This window comes from Agromyces luteolus (assembly GCF_009729855.1).
Lineage (GTDB): Bacteria > Actinomycetota > Actinomycetes > Actinomycetales > Microbacteriaceae > Agromyces > Agromyces luteolus.
Map to the genome: position 1 here is coordinate 118,205 of NZ_WODA01000026.1, position 14,854 is coordinate 133,058.

At 71.4% G+C, this 14,854-nt stretch carries 13 protein-coding genes; 11 read left to right on the forward strand and 2 right to left on the reverse strand.

Going from position 1 to position 14,854, the window contains the following annotated elements:
- Window positions 1-29: 29 nt before the first annotated feature.
- Window positions 30-986 (reverse strand): FKBP-type peptidyl-prolyl cis-trans isomerase, encoded by a 957-nt coding sequence (locus tag GLX25_RS18140; protein ID WP_155844040.1) that lies wholly within the window; start codon window positions 984-986, stop codon window positions 30-32.
- A 114-nt stretch (window positions 987-1,100) separates the two neighbouring features.
- Between GLX25_RS18140 and GLX25_RS18145 the strand changes: the two genes are divergently transcribed.
- Window positions 1,101-2,000 (forward strand): class I SAM-dependent methyltransferase, encoded by a 900-nt coding sequence (locus GLX25_RS18145; RefSeq protein WP_155844041.1) that lies wholly within the window; start codon window positions 1,101-1,103, stop codon window positions 1,998-2,000.
- Here the strand turns inward: GLX25_RS18145 and GLX25_RS18150 are convergent.
- On the reverse strand, window positions 1,997-2,872 hold the full coding sequence (locus GLX25_RS18150; protein WP_155844042.1) for a sulfurtransferase: 876 nt from the start codon (window positions 2,870-2,872) through the stop codon (window positions 1,997-1,999). The genes GLX25_RS18145 and GLX25_RS18150 overlap by 4 nt on opposite strands.
- A gap of 132 nt (window positions 2,873-3,004) precedes the next feature.
- On the opposite strand from GLX25_RS18150, the gene GLX25_RS18155 reads away from it, so the two are divergent.
- From GLX25_RS18155 to GLX25_RS18200, 10 genes are all read left to right on the forward strand, one after another.
- Window positions 3,005-5,959 (forward strand): Na+/H+ antiporter subunit A, encoded by a 2,955-nt coding sequence (locus tag GLX25_RS18155; RefSeq protein WP_155844043.1) that lies wholly within the window; start codon window positions 3,005-3,007, stop codon window positions 5,957-5,959.
- Entirely contained in the window at window positions 5,956-6,411 is a 456-nt protein-coding gene (locus GLX25_RS19235; protein ID WP_155844044.1) for an NADH-quinone oxidoreductase subunit K, read from the forward strand. Before GLX25_RS18155 ends, GLX25_RS19235 begins: the two co-directional genes overlap by 4 nt.
- The gene (locus GLX25_RS18165; protein WP_155844045.1) at window positions 6,408-8,021 is read left to right on the forward strand and encodes a Na+/H+ antiporter subunit D; all 1,614 of its coding nucleotides are present in this window, start codon (window positions 6,408-6,410) and stop codon (window positions 8,019-8,021) included. Before GLX25_RS19235 ends, GLX25_RS18165 begins: the two co-directional genes overlap by 4 nt.
- Window positions 8,018-8,716 (forward strand): Na+/H+ antiporter subunit E, encoded by a 699-nt coding sequence (locus tag GLX25_RS18170; RefSeq protein ID WP_155844046.1) that lies wholly within the window; start codon window positions 8,018-8,020, stop codon window positions 8,714-8,716. Before GLX25_RS18165 ends, GLX25_RS18170 begins: the two co-directional genes overlap by 4 nt.
- The gene (locus tag GLX25_RS18175; protein WP_155844047.1) at window positions 8,713-8,985 is read left to right on the forward strand and encodes an MrpF/PhaF family protein; all 273 of its coding nucleotides are present in this window, start codon (window positions 8,713-8,715) and stop codon (window positions 8,983-8,985) included. Before GLX25_RS18170 ends, GLX25_RS18175 begins: the two co-directional genes overlap by 4 nt.
- Window positions 8,982-9,350: a monovalent cation/H(+) antiporter subunit G gene (gene mnhG / locus GLX25_RS18180; protein WP_271192541.1), complete on the forward strand. Its 369-nt coding sequence runs from the start codon at window positions 8,982-8,984 to the stop codon at window positions 9,348-9,350. The genes GLX25_RS18175 and mnhG overlap by 4 nt, the downstream gene beginning before the upstream one ends.
- A gap of 240 nt (window positions 9,351-9,590) precedes the next feature.
- Window positions 9,591-11,732 carry an ATP-binding protein gene (locus tag GLX25_RS18185; RefSeq protein ID WP_205719934.1) on the forward strand — a complete coding sequence of 714 codons (2,142 nt, stop codon included), beginning with the start codon at window positions 9,591-9,593 and terminating at the stop codon, window positions 11,730-11,732.
- Window positions 11,732-12,121, forward strand: coding sequence for a response regulator (locus GLX25_RS18190; RefSeq protein WP_155844049.1), 390 nt, complete (start codon window positions 11,732-11,734; stop codon window positions 12,119-12,121). Before GLX25_RS18185 ends, GLX25_RS18190 begins: the two co-directional genes overlap by 1 nt.
- On the forward strand, window positions 12,111-13,247 hold the full coding sequence (locus GLX25_RS18195) for an adenylate/guanylate cyclase domain-containing protein (RefSeq protein ID WP_155844050.1): 1,137 nt from the start codon (window positions 12,111-12,113) through the stop codon (window positions 13,245-13,247). The genes GLX25_RS18190 and GLX25_RS18195 overlap by 11 nt, the downstream gene beginning before the upstream one ends.
- Window positions 13,244-14,845 (forward strand): peptide ligase PGM1-related protein, encoded by a 1,602-nt coding sequence (locus GLX25_RS18200; protein WP_155844051.1) that lies wholly within the window; start codon window positions 13,244-13,246, stop codon window positions 14,843-14,845. Before GLX25_RS18195 ends, GLX25_RS18200 begins: the two co-directional genes overlap by 4 nt.
- Window positions 14,846-14,854: the final 9 nt, after the last annotated feature.

Here is a 14,854-nt window from a genome sequence, read left to right on the forward strand (position 1 = left end):
TGCCGCGGGCGCGGCGTGTGCGGGACGGATCAGCCGTCGGCGCGGGTCTCCGTGATCTCGACGTAGAAGACGAGGGTCTGGCCGCCGAGGCCGTTCGAGGACTCCTCCTCGCCGTAGCCGAGCGCCGGCGGGATGGTGACGAGCAGCTTCGTGCCGACGGGCTGGCCGACGAGCGCCGCGCCGAAGCCGGGGATGACGCCCGAGATCGAGAACGGCACCGGCGTGTTGCCGAAGCTCTGGTCGAACACCTCGCCGGTCTCCCACACGACGCCCTGGTAGTCGACGGTCACCACGTCGTTCTCCGTGACGACGTCGCCGTCGCCCTCCTCGAGGACCGCCACGAGCAGTTCGTCGGACGGCTCGGCGTCGGGGATCGTCACGGTCGGTGCGCCGTCGGCGTCGTACTCGACGGTCGGGACGTCCTCGGTCCACTCGCCGGGGACGGGCAGCTCGACGAGCTCCTGCACGTCGGTCACGATGACGAGCGTCTCGCCGGGCTCGACGCCGATGCCCTCGTTGCCCTCGTCGCCGTAGATCGAGGACGCCGGTGCGACCGTGACGACGCGCGAGCCGACGGGCACGCAGTCGGCGCCGGCGCGGAAGCCGTCGTACAGGGTGCCCTCGATGAGCTCGAGCGTCGCCGGCTGCGAGAAGATCTGCTCGCCCGTCGAGCCGGAGAACGCCGTGACCTGGGCGCTCACCTGGTCGCCGGGGACGGTCGACTCGCCGTCGCCCTCGATCACGATGGTGCGCTGGAGTTCCTCGGCCTCGAGCGGCGCCTCGAACGTCGCGGTCGGCGTGGCGCCGAAGTCGCCCGACACCTCGATCGCGTCGCTCTGCTCGCCGGCCTCGACCTCGAGGCACGCCGCAGCGGCATCCGTCGACGTGGGCTCGGGCGCCTCGCCGCCGCCCGCGCAACCGGCGAGGAGCAGGGCGGTCACGGACGCGAGTGCGATGGGCGCGCCACGACGCAGGGCACGGTTCATGGAGGGGTACTCGATTCAGATTCGAAAAGCAGACGTGAACCTCAAGTCTGCACGGCGGAGGTCTCGATTCCCTGAGTCTTCACGAATGCGTGAGGCGGGGTTCACAATGTGCACATGGGGGAAGCGGAAGTCGAGGCCGACTTCGCGGGCGCGTTCACCGACGCGGCCGCGACGTTCACCGAACTCGACGAGGTGCTGTGGGATCCGATCTCGCGGGCGACGGTGCTGCGCGCCGCCCCGCGATTCGACGAGCGCGTGCTCGACGCGTGCGCCGGCGCGGGCGCGTCGGCGCTGCCGACCTCGGAGCTCGTCGGGCCGGGCGGGCTCGTCGACGCCGTCGACCGCGCCGAGCCGATGCTCGCGACGCTCCGCGAACGCGCCGGCGTGCGCACGCCGTGGCTGCGCGTGCACGAGGCCGACGCGACGACGTGGCCGTACACGGGCTACGACCTCGTGCAGTGCGTGCTGGGCGTCTTCTTCTTCGCGGATGTCGCGGCCGGCGTCGAGCACCTCGTCCAGTGCGCGCGCCCCGGCGGGCGGGTCGCGCTGACGGTCTGGGCGGATGGCGCGTTCGAGCCGCTCCCCGGCCTGCTCGCGTCGGCCCTGCCGGAGGACGACGCGCGGGTCCCGACCCTCGACGAGGACGACGGCCCGGCCATGGCGGGGGCCGGCACCGCGGGCGGCCTCGCGCACTGGCTCGCCGAGCGCGGGCTCGTCGACGTCCGTGCCGAGGCCGTCCCGCGGCACCTCGACCTCACGCCGGAGGTGGCGTGGGCGCTCGTGGTCGGCACGGGCATGCGGGCGATGCTCGGCGACCTCGACGACGAGGCGATCGGGGTCGTGCGCGAGCGGTACCTCGCGGCGATCGAGCAGCAGGGCGTGGCATCCGTCGACATCACGACGCTCATCGGGATCGGCCGGCGGCCGGGGCCGGAGCCCGAGCCGGAGGTCACGGCCGAGCCGGAGCCCGAGACCGAGGACGATCCCGAGTCCGAGGGGGAGCGGCCGGCCTAGGCGTCGCCACCGGGCGACGCCCCCGTCGCCACCGGACGCTCCGGGTGGTTCGACCACTGGCTGAACGACCCCGGGTAGAGCGCCGCGTCGATCCCGGCGATCGCGAGCGCGGCGACCTCGTGGGCGGCCGTGACGCCCGACCCGCAGTACGCCGCGACCGGGTGGGCCCCGTCGACGCCGAGCGCGGCGAAGCGGGCGCGGAGCGCCTCGGCGGGCAGGAACCGCCCGTCGCCGTCGAGGTTGTCGGCCGCGGGTGCCGACACGGCGCCCGGGATGTGCCCCGCCCTCGGGTCGATGGGCTCGATCTCGCCGCGATAGCGTTCGCCGGCGCGCGCGTCGAGCAGCACGCCGCCCCCGGAGGCGCCGAGCGCGTCGGCCTCGTCGAGGTCGATCACCGGCATCGCGCCGAAACGCGCGGTCGCGTCGCCGGGCTCCGGCGCGACGTCGCCCTGCTCGATCGGCAGTCCCGCGGCACGCCAGGCCGCGAGGCCCCCGTCGAGGATCCGCGCGTCGCCGAAGCCCGCATGCCGCAGGAGCCACCACGCGCGCGCCGACGACATCCCGGCCGCGTCGTCGACGACGACCGCGGTGTCGCCGTCCCTCAGGCCCCACCGGCGCATCGCGCGCTGGAACGCCGCCTCCGAGGGCAGCGGATGCCGCCCCTCTCCGGTCGCCGAGTGGTCGGCGAGCTCCGTGTCGAGGTCGACGTACACCGCTCCTGGGATATGCCCCGCGCGGTATGCGCCGCTCCCGTCCGGCTCCGCGAGCGTCCATCGCACGTCGAGCACGCGCGTGCGGGGCGCGCCGTCGGGCGCCTCGCGGTCGGCGCGGAGCCGGGCGGCGAGGTCGATCGGATCGATGAGGATCGGCATGCGCCCATCCTCGCAGCCCGGCCGTGCCGAGGCATCCGCCCGACCCGGTCGGGGCCTCGCGCAGGCCCGGAGGCCGTCCCGCGCCTCGCCTAGACTGGTCGGACGGTCGGAACGCACGCGGGGGGAGCACGGATGATCCTCTCCCTGGTGGCGTTCGCCGCCGTGGCCCTCGTCACGCCGTTCGCCGCAGGGGTGATGGGGCGACGCATCTTCCCGGTCATCGCGCTCGTGCCCACGGTGGTCTTCGCGTGGCTGCTGACGTACGTGCCCGCCGTCGCTGGCGGCGAGGTCGTGACCGAGCGCATCGAGTGGATCCGGGCGCTCGACATCGCCCTCTCGTTCCGGCTCGACCCGCTCTCGCTCCTCCTCGCGCTGATCGTCACCGGCATCGGCGGCCTCGTGCTGCTGTACTGCACCTGGTACTTCCGCGACGACGAACCGTCGCTCGGCCGCTTCGCGGCCCTCCTGCTCGGCTTCGCGGGTGTCATGCTCGGGCTCGTCACCTCCGACGACGTGTTCGTGCTCTTCACGTTCTGGGAGGCCACGAGCGTGCTCTCCTACCTGCTCATCGGGCACGACGCGACCAAGCGCGAGTCGCGCGGGGCCGCGCTGCAGGCCCTGACGGTCACGACCTTCGGCGGCCTGGCGATGCTCGTCGGCCTCGTCGTGCTGACCGTCGCAGGTGCCACCACGTCGCTCGCGGAGCTCGTCGCCGACCCCGTGACGGGCGCGGCGGCCGAGGTCGGCATCGCGCTGGTGCTCGTGGGTGCCATCTCGAAGAGCGCGCTCGTGCCGTTCCACTTCTGGCTCCCCGCCGCGATGGCGGCGCCGACCCCCGTGTCGGCCTACCTCCACGCCGCCGCGATGGTGAAGGCGGGCGTGTACCTCGTCGCGGTGCTCGCGCCGGGGTACGCGGAACTCGCGGTGTGGCATCCGATCGTCATCGGCATCGGCGGGTTCACGATGCTGGTCGGCGGATGGCGCGCGCTCCGGCAGAACGACCTCAAGCTGGTGCTCGCCTACGGCACCGTGAGCCAGCTCGGCTTCCTGATCCTCGTCGTCGGCCAGGGCACGCGCGACGCCGCGCTCGCCGGCACCGCGCTGCTGCTCGCGCACGCCCTGTTCAAGGCGGCGCTGTTCCTCACGGTCGGCATCGTCGACCACGCCGCGGGCACGCGCGACAAGCGCAGGCTGTCGGGCCTCGCGCGACGGATGCCGTGGCTCGCCACCTTCGCGACGGTCGCCGCGGCGTCGATGGCCGGCCTCCCGCCGCTGCTCGGCTTCGTGGCGAAGGAAGCCGTGTTCACGGCGCAGCTCGAGGCCGGCGCCTCCGGCGAGCCGGGAGCGACCTGGGCGTGGGTCGCGCTCGCGGCGGCGGTCGTGGGCTCGATGCTCACGTTCGCGTACAGCGCCCGCTTCGTGTGGGGCGCGTTCGGATCGCGGCGCGACGCGGAGCCCACGCCGCTGCACCGCGAGCCCCCGATGATGTCGTTCGCGCCCGGCGTGCTCGCCGCCGCCTCGCTCGCGACCGCGTTCGCCCTGCCGCTCGTCGAGCCGCTGCTCGACGCCTACGCGAAGACGCTGCCCGGGCCGACCGAGTACCACCTCGCGCTGTGGCACGGCCTCGAGCCGGCCCTCGCCATCTCGGCGCTCGTGTTCGGCGTCGGCACGCTGCTCGTCTGGAAGCGCGAGGCCGTCGCTCACGCGCAGGCGGCGCTGCCCGACACCGTCGACGCCGAGCGCGGGTACCTCCGCATCGTCGGCGCCGTCGACCGCGGCGCCGCACGTCTGACGACGCTGATCCAGTCGGGCGGCCTGCCCGGCTACCTGGCGGTGATCGTCGCCGTGCTCATCCTCGGGCTGGGCGGCGCGGCCGCCGCGAACGGCACGTGGCCGGGCGAGGTGCGCCTCGCCGACGGCTGGGCGCAGCCGCTCATCGGCGCGGCGATGATCATCGCCGCCTCGGCGGCCGTGGTGGTCCGGCAGCGCCTCACGGCCGTGCTGCTCGTCGGCGCGACCGGGTACGGCATGGTGCTGGTCTTCGGCATGGCCGGCGCCCCCGACCTCGCGCTCACGCAGGCGCTCGTCGAGACGATCACGATCGTGGTCGTCGTGCTCGTGCTCCGCCGCCTCCCGCGACGCGTGACCGGGCGCCGGGCGGTCGTACGGGCGCCGCTGCGCATCGTGCTCGGCGCGCTCGCCGGGATCGTGATGGCCGTCGTCGGCATCGTCGCGCTCGGTGCGCGCATGGAGCCGACCATCGCCGAGGGCCTCCCCCCGCTAGCGGAGGAGGCGCACGCGAAGAACCTCGTGAACGCCCTCCTCGTCGACATCCGCGCCTGGGACACGCTCGGCGAGATCTCGGTGCTCGTCGCGGTGGCGACCGGCGTCGCGAGCCTCATCTTCGTCTCCGGCCGGCAGGGCGGCGCGCCCCGCCTCGAGGACGTCGACCGGCGCCGCCGCCTGCGGCCGCTGCCCGAGCCGGCCGACAGCATGCGTGCGGCCCGCCGTCGCCTCGCCGACGTCGAGGACGAGACGGATGCCGCGTCCGAGGCCGCGGCGACGCGGCAGACGTGGCTCCTCGCCGGCCGGACGATCTCGCCGCGCAACCGCTCGATCCTCATCGAGGTGCTCGTCCGGCTCCTCTTCCACCCGGCGATCGTCGTCTCGGTGTTCCTCCTGTTCGTCGGCCACAACGCGCCCGGCGGCGGCTTCGCGGGCGGCCTGGTGGCGGGGCTCGCGCTCGTCGCCCGCTACCTCGCCGGCGGCCGGTACGAACTCGGCGAGGCCGCCCCCGTGGATGCGGGCCTGCTGCTCGGCACGGGCCTGTTCGTGGCCGCCGGCACCGCGGCATCCTCGCTCGTCTTCGGCCTGACCGTGTTCGAGTCGAGCTGGTTCGAGACCGAGGTGCCGGTGCTCGGCACCCTCTCGATCGGCACGTCGACGCTGTTCGACATCGGCGTGTACCTCGTGGTGGTCGGGCTCGTGCTCGACATCCTCCGCACGCTGGGCGCCGAGATCGATCGCCAGATCGACGAGGCCGGCCCCGACGCCGTTCCGGCCGACCCCGCGGAGGTGCGCGCATGACCGCCTCGCTGACGCTCGTGATCGTCGCCGCCGTGCTCTTCGGCACGGGGATCACGGTCATGCTCGAGCGGAGCCTCACGCGCGTGCTGATCGGGTTCCTGCTCGTCGGCAACGGCGTGAACCTGTTCATGTTCACCATGGCCGGCACGCCCGGCCTCGCACCGATCCTCGGGGAGGGCGTCGACGCCGACGCGATCTCCGACCCGCTGCCGCAGGCGTTCGTGCTCACCGCGATCGTGATCAACCTCGGCATCACCGCGTTCATGCTCGCGCTCATCTACCGCAGCTGGTGGCTCGCCCAGCTCGGCGAGCGCGGCGACCTCATCGTCGACGAGGACGAGATGGCCGAGGACGCCGAGGAGACGGCCGACCTGTACCGCAGCTCCCAGGAGGACGACCGCGCGGTGCAGGCGGTGCTCGAGGCGAGCGACGAGGACGGGGGCCGCGGATGACCAACGCGCTCGTGCCCCTGATGGTGCTGCTTCCGCTCCTCGGCGCCGCGGTGGCGCTCATGCTCGGCCGCCGCCAGCGCGCCCAGATGGCGGTGAGCACGCTGGTGCTCGCGGCCGTCGCGGCGATCGCCGCCGTGCTGCTCGCGCAGGTCGACGCGTCGGGCTCGGGCATCGCGGTCGCCGTCGGGGCGTGGCCGCCGCCGTTCGGCATCGTGCTCGTCGTCGACCGCCTGTCGGCGATCATGATCATCATCTCGGCGCTGATGCTGCTGGGCGTCCTCGTCTACGCCGTCGGCCAGGGCATCGCCGACCAGCACCGCGAGACGCCGGTGTCGATCTTCCATCCGACCTACCTGATCCTGTCGGCCGGCGTGTTCAACGCGTTCATCGCGGGCGACCTCTTCAACCTCTACGTCGGCTTCGAGATCCTGCTGTCGGCGAGCTACGTGCTGCTGACGCTCGGCGGCACGGGCGAGCGCATCCGCGCGGGCGTGACGTACATCATCGTGAGCCTCGTGTCGTCGCTGTTCTTCCTCAGCGCGATCGCCCTCGTGTACGGCGCGACCGGCACCGCGAACATCGCGCAGCTGTCGGTGCGCCTCGCCGAGCTGCCGCAGGACATCCAGCTGATCCTGCACCTGCTGCTGCTCATCGCGTTCGGCATCAAGGCCGCGGTCTTCCCGCTGTCGTTCTGGCTTCCCGACTCGTACCCGACGGCGCCCGCGCCGGTCACGGCCGTGTTCGCCGGCCTGCTCACGAAGGTCGGCGTCTACGCCATCATCCGCACCGAGACGGTGATCTTCCCCGAGTCCGACCTGTCGACGCTCTTCCTCGTGATCGGCGGGCTGACGCTCGCGGTCGGCATCCTCGGCGCGCTCACGCAGGCCGACATCAAGCGGCTGCTCTCGTTCACGCTCGTGAGCCACATCGGCTACATGATCTTCGGCATCGGGCTCGCGAGCATCGCGGGCCTCGCCGCGACGATCTACTACGTCATCCACCACATCAGCGTGCAGACGACGCTGTTCCTCACGACGGGACTCATCGAGCGGTTCGGCGGGTCGACGTCGATCACCCGCCTCGGCGGGCTGCGTCGTGCGTCGCCGATGCTCGCCGTCCTGTTCTTCGTGCCGGCGATGAACCTCGGCGGCATCCCGCCGTTCTCCGGCTTCCTCGGCAAGGTCGGCCTCTTCGTCGCCGGTGCGGATGCCGCGGGCGGCACGCCCGCGACCGAGACGCTCGGCACCTCCTCCCCCGGACCCGACTGGCTCATCTGGACGGTCGTCGCGATCGGCGCCGCGACGTCCCTCGTCACGCTGTACGCGCTCGCGCGCTTCTGGAACCTCGCGTTCTGGCGTCCGAAGGCCGAGCTCGAGGGCTATCGCTCGCGGATCATCGACTCCGTGCAGGAGGCGCCCGCGGGCGCCACGGTCGTCGCCACGCGCACGACCCCCGTCCTCATGCTCGCCGCGACGGCGTCGCTCGTCGCCCTGACCATCGCGCTCACGGTCTTCGCCGGGCCGCTGTTCGAGCTGTCCGGTCGGGCCGCGGAGAACCTGCGCGACGCGAGCGTGTACGTCTCGATCGTCTTCCCGGGGGGTGTGTCATGACGGATGCCGCGCGCCGGCGGGGTGCGGCCGACTCTGCCTCGGCCGGCGCCCCGGCGAGCCCGCCGACGGCACCGCGCGACGACCTCACGCGGTGGCAGGTGGTGTGGCGGCAGCTGCCGCTGCTCGCCGCGCTCGTCGCGCTCTGGCTGTTCCTGTGGGACCACGTCGACGTGCTCACGGTCACCACGGGGGTGATCCTCGCGATCCTGGTGACGCGCGCGCTGTACCTGCCGCCGGTGCTGCTCAGCGGCAGGTTCAACCTGTGGCGCGGGCTGATCCTCGGGCTCGTGATGATGTACGACGTCGCGGTCGCCTCGATCCAGGTCGCCGCTCGGGCCGTGCAGCCCGGCTGGCAGCCGATGAACGCGATCATCGCCGTGCAGCTGCTCACCCGGTCCGATCTGGTGACCACCCTCACGGCCGAGGCGATCACGGTCGTCCCGGGCACCGTCGTCGTCGACATCGACCGCGAACGTGGCCTGCTGTACCTGCACGCGTTCGGCACGCGCACCGAGGCCGACCTCGAGAAGGCGCGGGCGCACGTGCTCGCCACCGAGGAGCGGATCGTGCTCGCGATCGGCACGCACGAACAGGCCGAAGCCGTCCGCGCGGCCAGGCGGCAGCGGAAGCTGGAGGGTCGTCCGCCGTCGGAGACCGAGCCCGTCGAGGTGCCCGACCGGGAGGAGGACGCATGAGCGCGCTCGCCGTGATGGGCATCGTCGCCGGGGCCATGTTCGGCGTCGGCGCGATCGCCGCGCTCGTCCGGATCATCCGCGGGCCGACGATGCTCGATCGCGCCCTGGCGACCGACGTGCTGCTCGCGATCGCGATGTGCGGCCTCGCCGCCGAGATGGCGATCAACCGGCACACCGACACCCTGGTCGTGCTGCTCGTGCTCGCGCTCTTCGCCATCGTGGGGTCGATCGCGATCGCGCGCTTCATCGGGAAGGAGGACCGCTCGTGAACCCCGTCGAGCTGGGCGTGGGCGCCCTCATCCTCCTCAGCGGCTTCCTGTCGATGGCGGCGGGCGTCGGGGCGCTGCGCTTCCCCGACGTGCTGAGCCGCCTGCACGCCGCCACGAAGCCGCAGGTGCTCGGCCTCGCGGTCGTGCTCCTCGCGATCGTGCTGCGCGTGCCGAGCTGGGGCGTCGTGTCGACGGTCGTGCTGATCATGACCTTCCAGCTGCTCACCCAGCCGATGACGGCGCACATGCTCGGCCGCGCGTCCTACCGCTCCGACGAGCTCCGCCGCGACCTCCTGATCCGCGACGACCTCGGCCGCGACATCGCCGAGCACGAGCGCGAGCGCGACGACGACCCGGCACGCTGACCGCTCGGCGCGGGGGCCGAAGCCGTTGCGGGCTTGCCGCGTCGCGAGGAGAATACGCCCCGGGTCGCATTGCCGCGAAGGTCTCTGACGAAGGAGGCCAGCATCACCGAGCGGGATCGTCGGATCAGCGAGGAGGACTACCGGAGCCTCCAGCGCGACTACACCGACGCCACTGAGCAGTTCGCGGCGATGAACGAGGTTCTCTCGGCGCTCGGCCGTTCCTCGTCAGACCCTGACGCCGTGCTCGACACCGTCGTGGAGAGCGCCATGAACCTCTGCCGCGCGGCGGCGGCGCAGGTCTACCTCATCGACGGCGACCACTTCGTGCTCTCGTCGTCGGTGGGCCTCTCTCCTGAATTCGTGGCGCACCTCGCTGCACATCCCCTGAAGCGCGACCGCGATTCGCTCGTCGGACGCGTGACCCTCGATCGCCGGATCGGACAGGTCGCCGACGTGCTCGACGACCCCGACTACGGAAGGCAGGACCTGCAGCGCATCGGCGGCTTCCGGACCCTCATCTCCGCGCCGATGCTCCTCGACGACGAGGTCGTCGGCACGCTCTCGCTCTACCGGACCGAGGTCGAGCCGTTCGACGAGCGCGCGATCGCGCTGCTAGGGGCGTTCGCCGCGCAAGCCGCGATCGTCGTGCGCAATGTGCACCTCGTACTGGAACTCGAGGAGCGCGGCATCGAGCTCGCGCGCCGCGTCGAACAGCTCGAAGCGCTGAGCGAGGTCGGCGAAGCGGTGAGCTCGAGCCTGGTCCTCGACGAGGTGCTCTCGAACATCATCATGAACGCCGTCCGGTTCACGGGCTGCGACGGGGGCTCGATCATGGAGTACATCGCAGCGGAGCGCAGCTTCTCGGTGCGCAGCGCCTACGCGAGCAGCGACGAGCTCCTGAGTCGGCTCCGCGGAATCCGGGTCGACCTCGAGACGACGCTCGTCGGCCGCGCGGCCCTGGAGGGGCACCCGATCGCGGTCGCCGACCTCGCGGCCGTGGAGCTCGATCCGCACCTTCGGATCCTCTTCGACGACGGATGGCGCTCGGTACTCGCGGCTCCGGTGCTGCGCGGCACTCGCATCATCGGGGCGCTGGTCGTCCGGCGCCGCACGCCAGGCGAATTCTCCGACGAGTCGATCGAGTTCCTCGAGACGTTCGCGAGTCAGTCCGCACTCGCGGTGTGGAACGCCCGGCTCTACCGCGAGCTCGAGACGAAGACCGCGGAACTCCAAGTCGTCAGCCAGCACAAGTCCGAATTTCTGGCGAGCATGTCGCACGAGCTCCGGACGCCGCTGAACGCCGTCATCGGCTTCTCGGAAGTTCTGCTCGAGCGGATGTTCGGCGAGCTCAATGATCGGCAGGACGAGTACCTCCGGGATATCCTCAGCTCTGGTCGTCACCTGCTCCAACTGCTCAACGACATCCTCGACCTCTCGAAGGTCGAGGCCGGGCAGATGGAACTCTCGATCTCTCGCTTCTCCGCACGGTCGGCGATGGAGTACTCGATCTCCATGGTCCGCGAGCGGGCGGCGCTCCACGGCCTCGCGATCACCCTCGACATGGAGACCGAGATCGACGGCATCGAGTCGGACGAGTTGCGGTTCAAGCAGGTGTTGCTCAACCTGCTCAGCAACGCAGTCAAGTTCACTCCGGACGGCGGCCACATCGCGGTGACCGCCCGCCGAGAGGGCGACGAGATGGCCGTCACCGTGGAGGACGACGGCAACGGCATCGCTCAGGAGGACCGGGAGCGCATCTTCGAGTCGTTCCAGCAGGGTCACCGCGGCGCGCAGAGCGAGGAGGGCACGGGTCTCGGCCTGACGTTGTGCCGGCGAATCGTCGCGCTGCTCGGGGGCAGGATGTGGCTCGAGTCGGACCTGGGCGTCGGCAGCACCTTCGGCTTCACGGTGCCGATGACCGTCCGAGCGCGCGACGAGGACTCGCGAGCCACCGACGAGGCGCACCTGCCGGTGATCGTGGTGATCGACGACGATCGTGCCTCGCTCGACCTGATGACCGCCTACCTCGACGGCCTCGGCGTCCGCGTCGTCCACGCACGCGACGGAGAGGAGGGGATCGAATCGGTCAGGGCGACCATCCCCGCCGCGGTCCTGCTCGACATCCGACTTCCGCGTCTCAGCGGCTGGGAGGTCCTGTCCCGCCTGCGCGAGGACGAGGCCGTGGCTGCGGTGCCGGTGATCATCGTCTCGATCCTCGACGAGCGCGCACGCGGACTGGCACTCGGCGCTTCCGAGTACCTGATCAAGCCGGTGAGTCGCGACGATCTCGTCGACGCGCTCCGTCGAGCCGGCGCCGTCGGCGTCGCCGGCCCCGCCCCGAGTGCGGACGGGATCGAGTCGGCACGGGGGGAGACGGTCTGATGGACGGTCGTCGCGTCCTCGTCGTCGAGGACAACCAGCTGAATCTCAAGCTGGTCCGCGACGTGCTGAGCGCGTCGGGCTTCGAGATCGTCGAGGCGCACACGGGCGAGGAGGGCGTCGAGCTCGCGGCCAGCTGCGCCCCCGACCTCGTGCTCATGGACCTCCAGCTTCCCGGCATCGACGGGTACGAGGCGCTCCGCCGGCTGCGGCTCGACCCGCGGTTCGACTCGGTGCCCGTGGTCGCGGTGACCGCCTTCGCCATGAAGGAGGACCGCGACCGCACCGCACGCGAGGGCTTCGACGGCTATCTCGTCAAGCCCATCAGCGTCCCTGCGCTGCCGTCGCAGGTCGGGGACTTCCTGGATCGGGGACGGACGAATGACAGATGACCCGATCACCGTGCTCGCTGTCGACGACGTGCCGCAGAACCTCCGCCTGCTGGATGCCGTGCTGTCGCCTCGCGGTTACCACGTGATCACGGCCTCCTCCGGAGAGGAGGCGCTGGATCTGCTCCCGGCCTCTGGAGCCGACCTCGTGCTGCTCGACATCCTCATGCCTGGCATCGACGGCTACGAGGTCTGCCGCCGCATCCGGAGCACCCCGGGCCTGGAGTTCCTCCCGATCGTCATGATCACGGCGAGTGGCGACCAGGAGAAGCGCCGGGCGATCGAGGCGGGCGCCGACGACTTCGTGAGCAAGCCGTTGGACCAGGGCGAACTGCTCGCGCGGGTCGCCTCGCTCGCCCGTATCAAGCGGTACCACGACACGATCGAGCACCAGACCGCGGAACTGGGCGAGTGGAACACGCGGCTCGAGGCGCGCGTCCGCGAGCAGGTCGACGAGCTTCAGCGCGTGAACCGGCTGCGTCGCTTCCTCGCTCCGCAGGTCGTCGACCTCGTCATGGACTCGGGCGAGGAGCACGTTCTCGAGAGCCACCGGCGAGAGATCGTCGTGGTGTTCTGCGATCTGCGCGGCTTCACCTCGTTCGCCGAGTCGAGCGAACCGGAGGAGGTGATGGGAGTGCTGGCGGACTACCACGCTGTGCTCGGCGAGCTCATCCATCGGTTCGAGGGCACGCTCGAGCGCTTCACGGGCGACGGGCTCATGGTGTTCTTCAACGACCCGATGCCGTGCGCGGACGCACCGGAACGAGCCGTCACGATGGCCGTCGAGATGCGGGACCGCGTCGGCGACCTGGCCGACGGGTGGCGTCGGCGCGGGAACGACCTTGGCTTCGGAATCGGCATCGCGCAGGGGTACGCGACGCTCGGCCGCATCGGCTTCGAGGGCCGGTCGGACTACGCCGCGATCGGTAGCGTCACGAACCTCGCGGCGCGCCTGTGCGCCGCCGCGGAGGCCGGCCAGATCCTCGTCGCGCAGCGCGTGTTCTCCGCGACGGACGGCTTGGCCGAGGGCGAGATGGTGGGGGACCTGGAGTTGAAGGGCTTCAGTAGGCCGATGCGGGCGTTCGCGGTGTCGGGCGTCAGGATGAGGGAAGCGAGGACGGGCCCATGACCACCACACGAGCAGCAACCGATCCGATCGTGGCGCCGCACGGAACCGTGACACTCGCGGACCTCGACGACGCCGCGCGAGCGGCGCGGTTCGATGCATTGCAGGCGCGGATGGCATCCGTATGGGACGCCATGCGGCTCGACCTCGACGGCGAATCGGTCGTCGTCGTGCCGTCGGTCTCCCTGAGCCCGACGGTCCAGCGTGCGGGGAGCCTGGCACAGGCCTTCGAGGAGCGCTACCTGTTTCTCCTCCTGCTCCTGCGACAGCCGCGCCTGCGCATGGTCTACGTCACCTCGACGCCCATCGATCCGCGGATCATCGAGTACTACCTCGCACTGCTCCCCGGCGTCATCCCGAGTCACGCGCTCGCCCGGCTGACACTGGTCGCCGTAGGCGACTCCACTCCCCGGTCGCTCACGGAGAAACTACTCGAGCGACCGGCGCTGCTCGCGAAGATCCGTGCTCAGGTCCCAGACCCGACGCACAGCCACCTGATCCCGTACAACACCACCGAACTCGAGCGCGACCTCGCACTGACACTCGGGATCCCAATGTACGGCGCGGATCCTCGCCTTTCGGCGCTCGGCAGCAAGACCGGATGCCGGCGGATCTTCAGCTCCGTGGGCGTCCGGCATCCGCTCGGAGCCGAGGACCTGCACAGCCTCGACGAGGTCGTCGACGCTGTCGCCGGCCTGATGATCGAGCAGCCGTCGCTCGCACAGGTCATCGTCAAGCTCAACGAGGGTGTCTCCGGCGCCGGGAACGCCCTCGTCGACCTGCACGGGATCGATGCCGTGCCCGAGGCGGAGCGCCGGGCCGCGATCGCGGAGCGAGTTCGCGACATGCGATTCGAGCTTCCGGAGACGCCGTTCGACACGTACGTCGAACGACTCGACTCCGACGGCGGCATCGTCGAGGAGCGGATCGTCGGCGACGACCTGCTGAGCCCGAGCGTGCAGCTTCGGATCCTGCCCGACGGCGCGGTCGAGCTCCTCTCGACCCACGACCAACTGCTCGGTGGACCCTCCGGCCAGAGCTACCTCGGCTGCCGGTTCCCCGCCGATCCGGCGTACTCGCGCGTCATCGCCGACGCCGCGACGGCCGTCGGCGAACGCCTGGCCGCCGACGGCGTCCTCGGCCGGTTCGCCGTCGACTTCGTCGTGGTGCCGGATGCCGCGGGAGGGTGGTCGACTTACGCGATCGAGATCAACCTGCGCAAGGGAGGGACGACGCATCCGTTTCTCACCCTGCAGTTCCTGACCGACGGACGGTACGACGCGAAGACCGGCCGTTTCCTGACGCCGGACGGCGTGGAGAAGCATCTCGTCGCTACGGACCATCTCGAGGCGCACGAACTGCGTGCCCTGTCGATCGGCGACCTCTTCGACGTCGTGGCCCGCCACGGCCTGCACTTCGACCCGTCGAGACGGGCGGGTATCGTCTTCCACATGATCAGCTCGCTCACCGAGCACGGCCGCGTCGGCATGACCGCAGTGGGTGACACGCCCGAGCACGCCACGGCGCTCTACGAGCGCGCCTCGCGAGTGCTCCTCGATGAGGCGCGCGCCGCAGGCCGGCCGCTCGAACTGCCCGGGTGATCGGAGGTC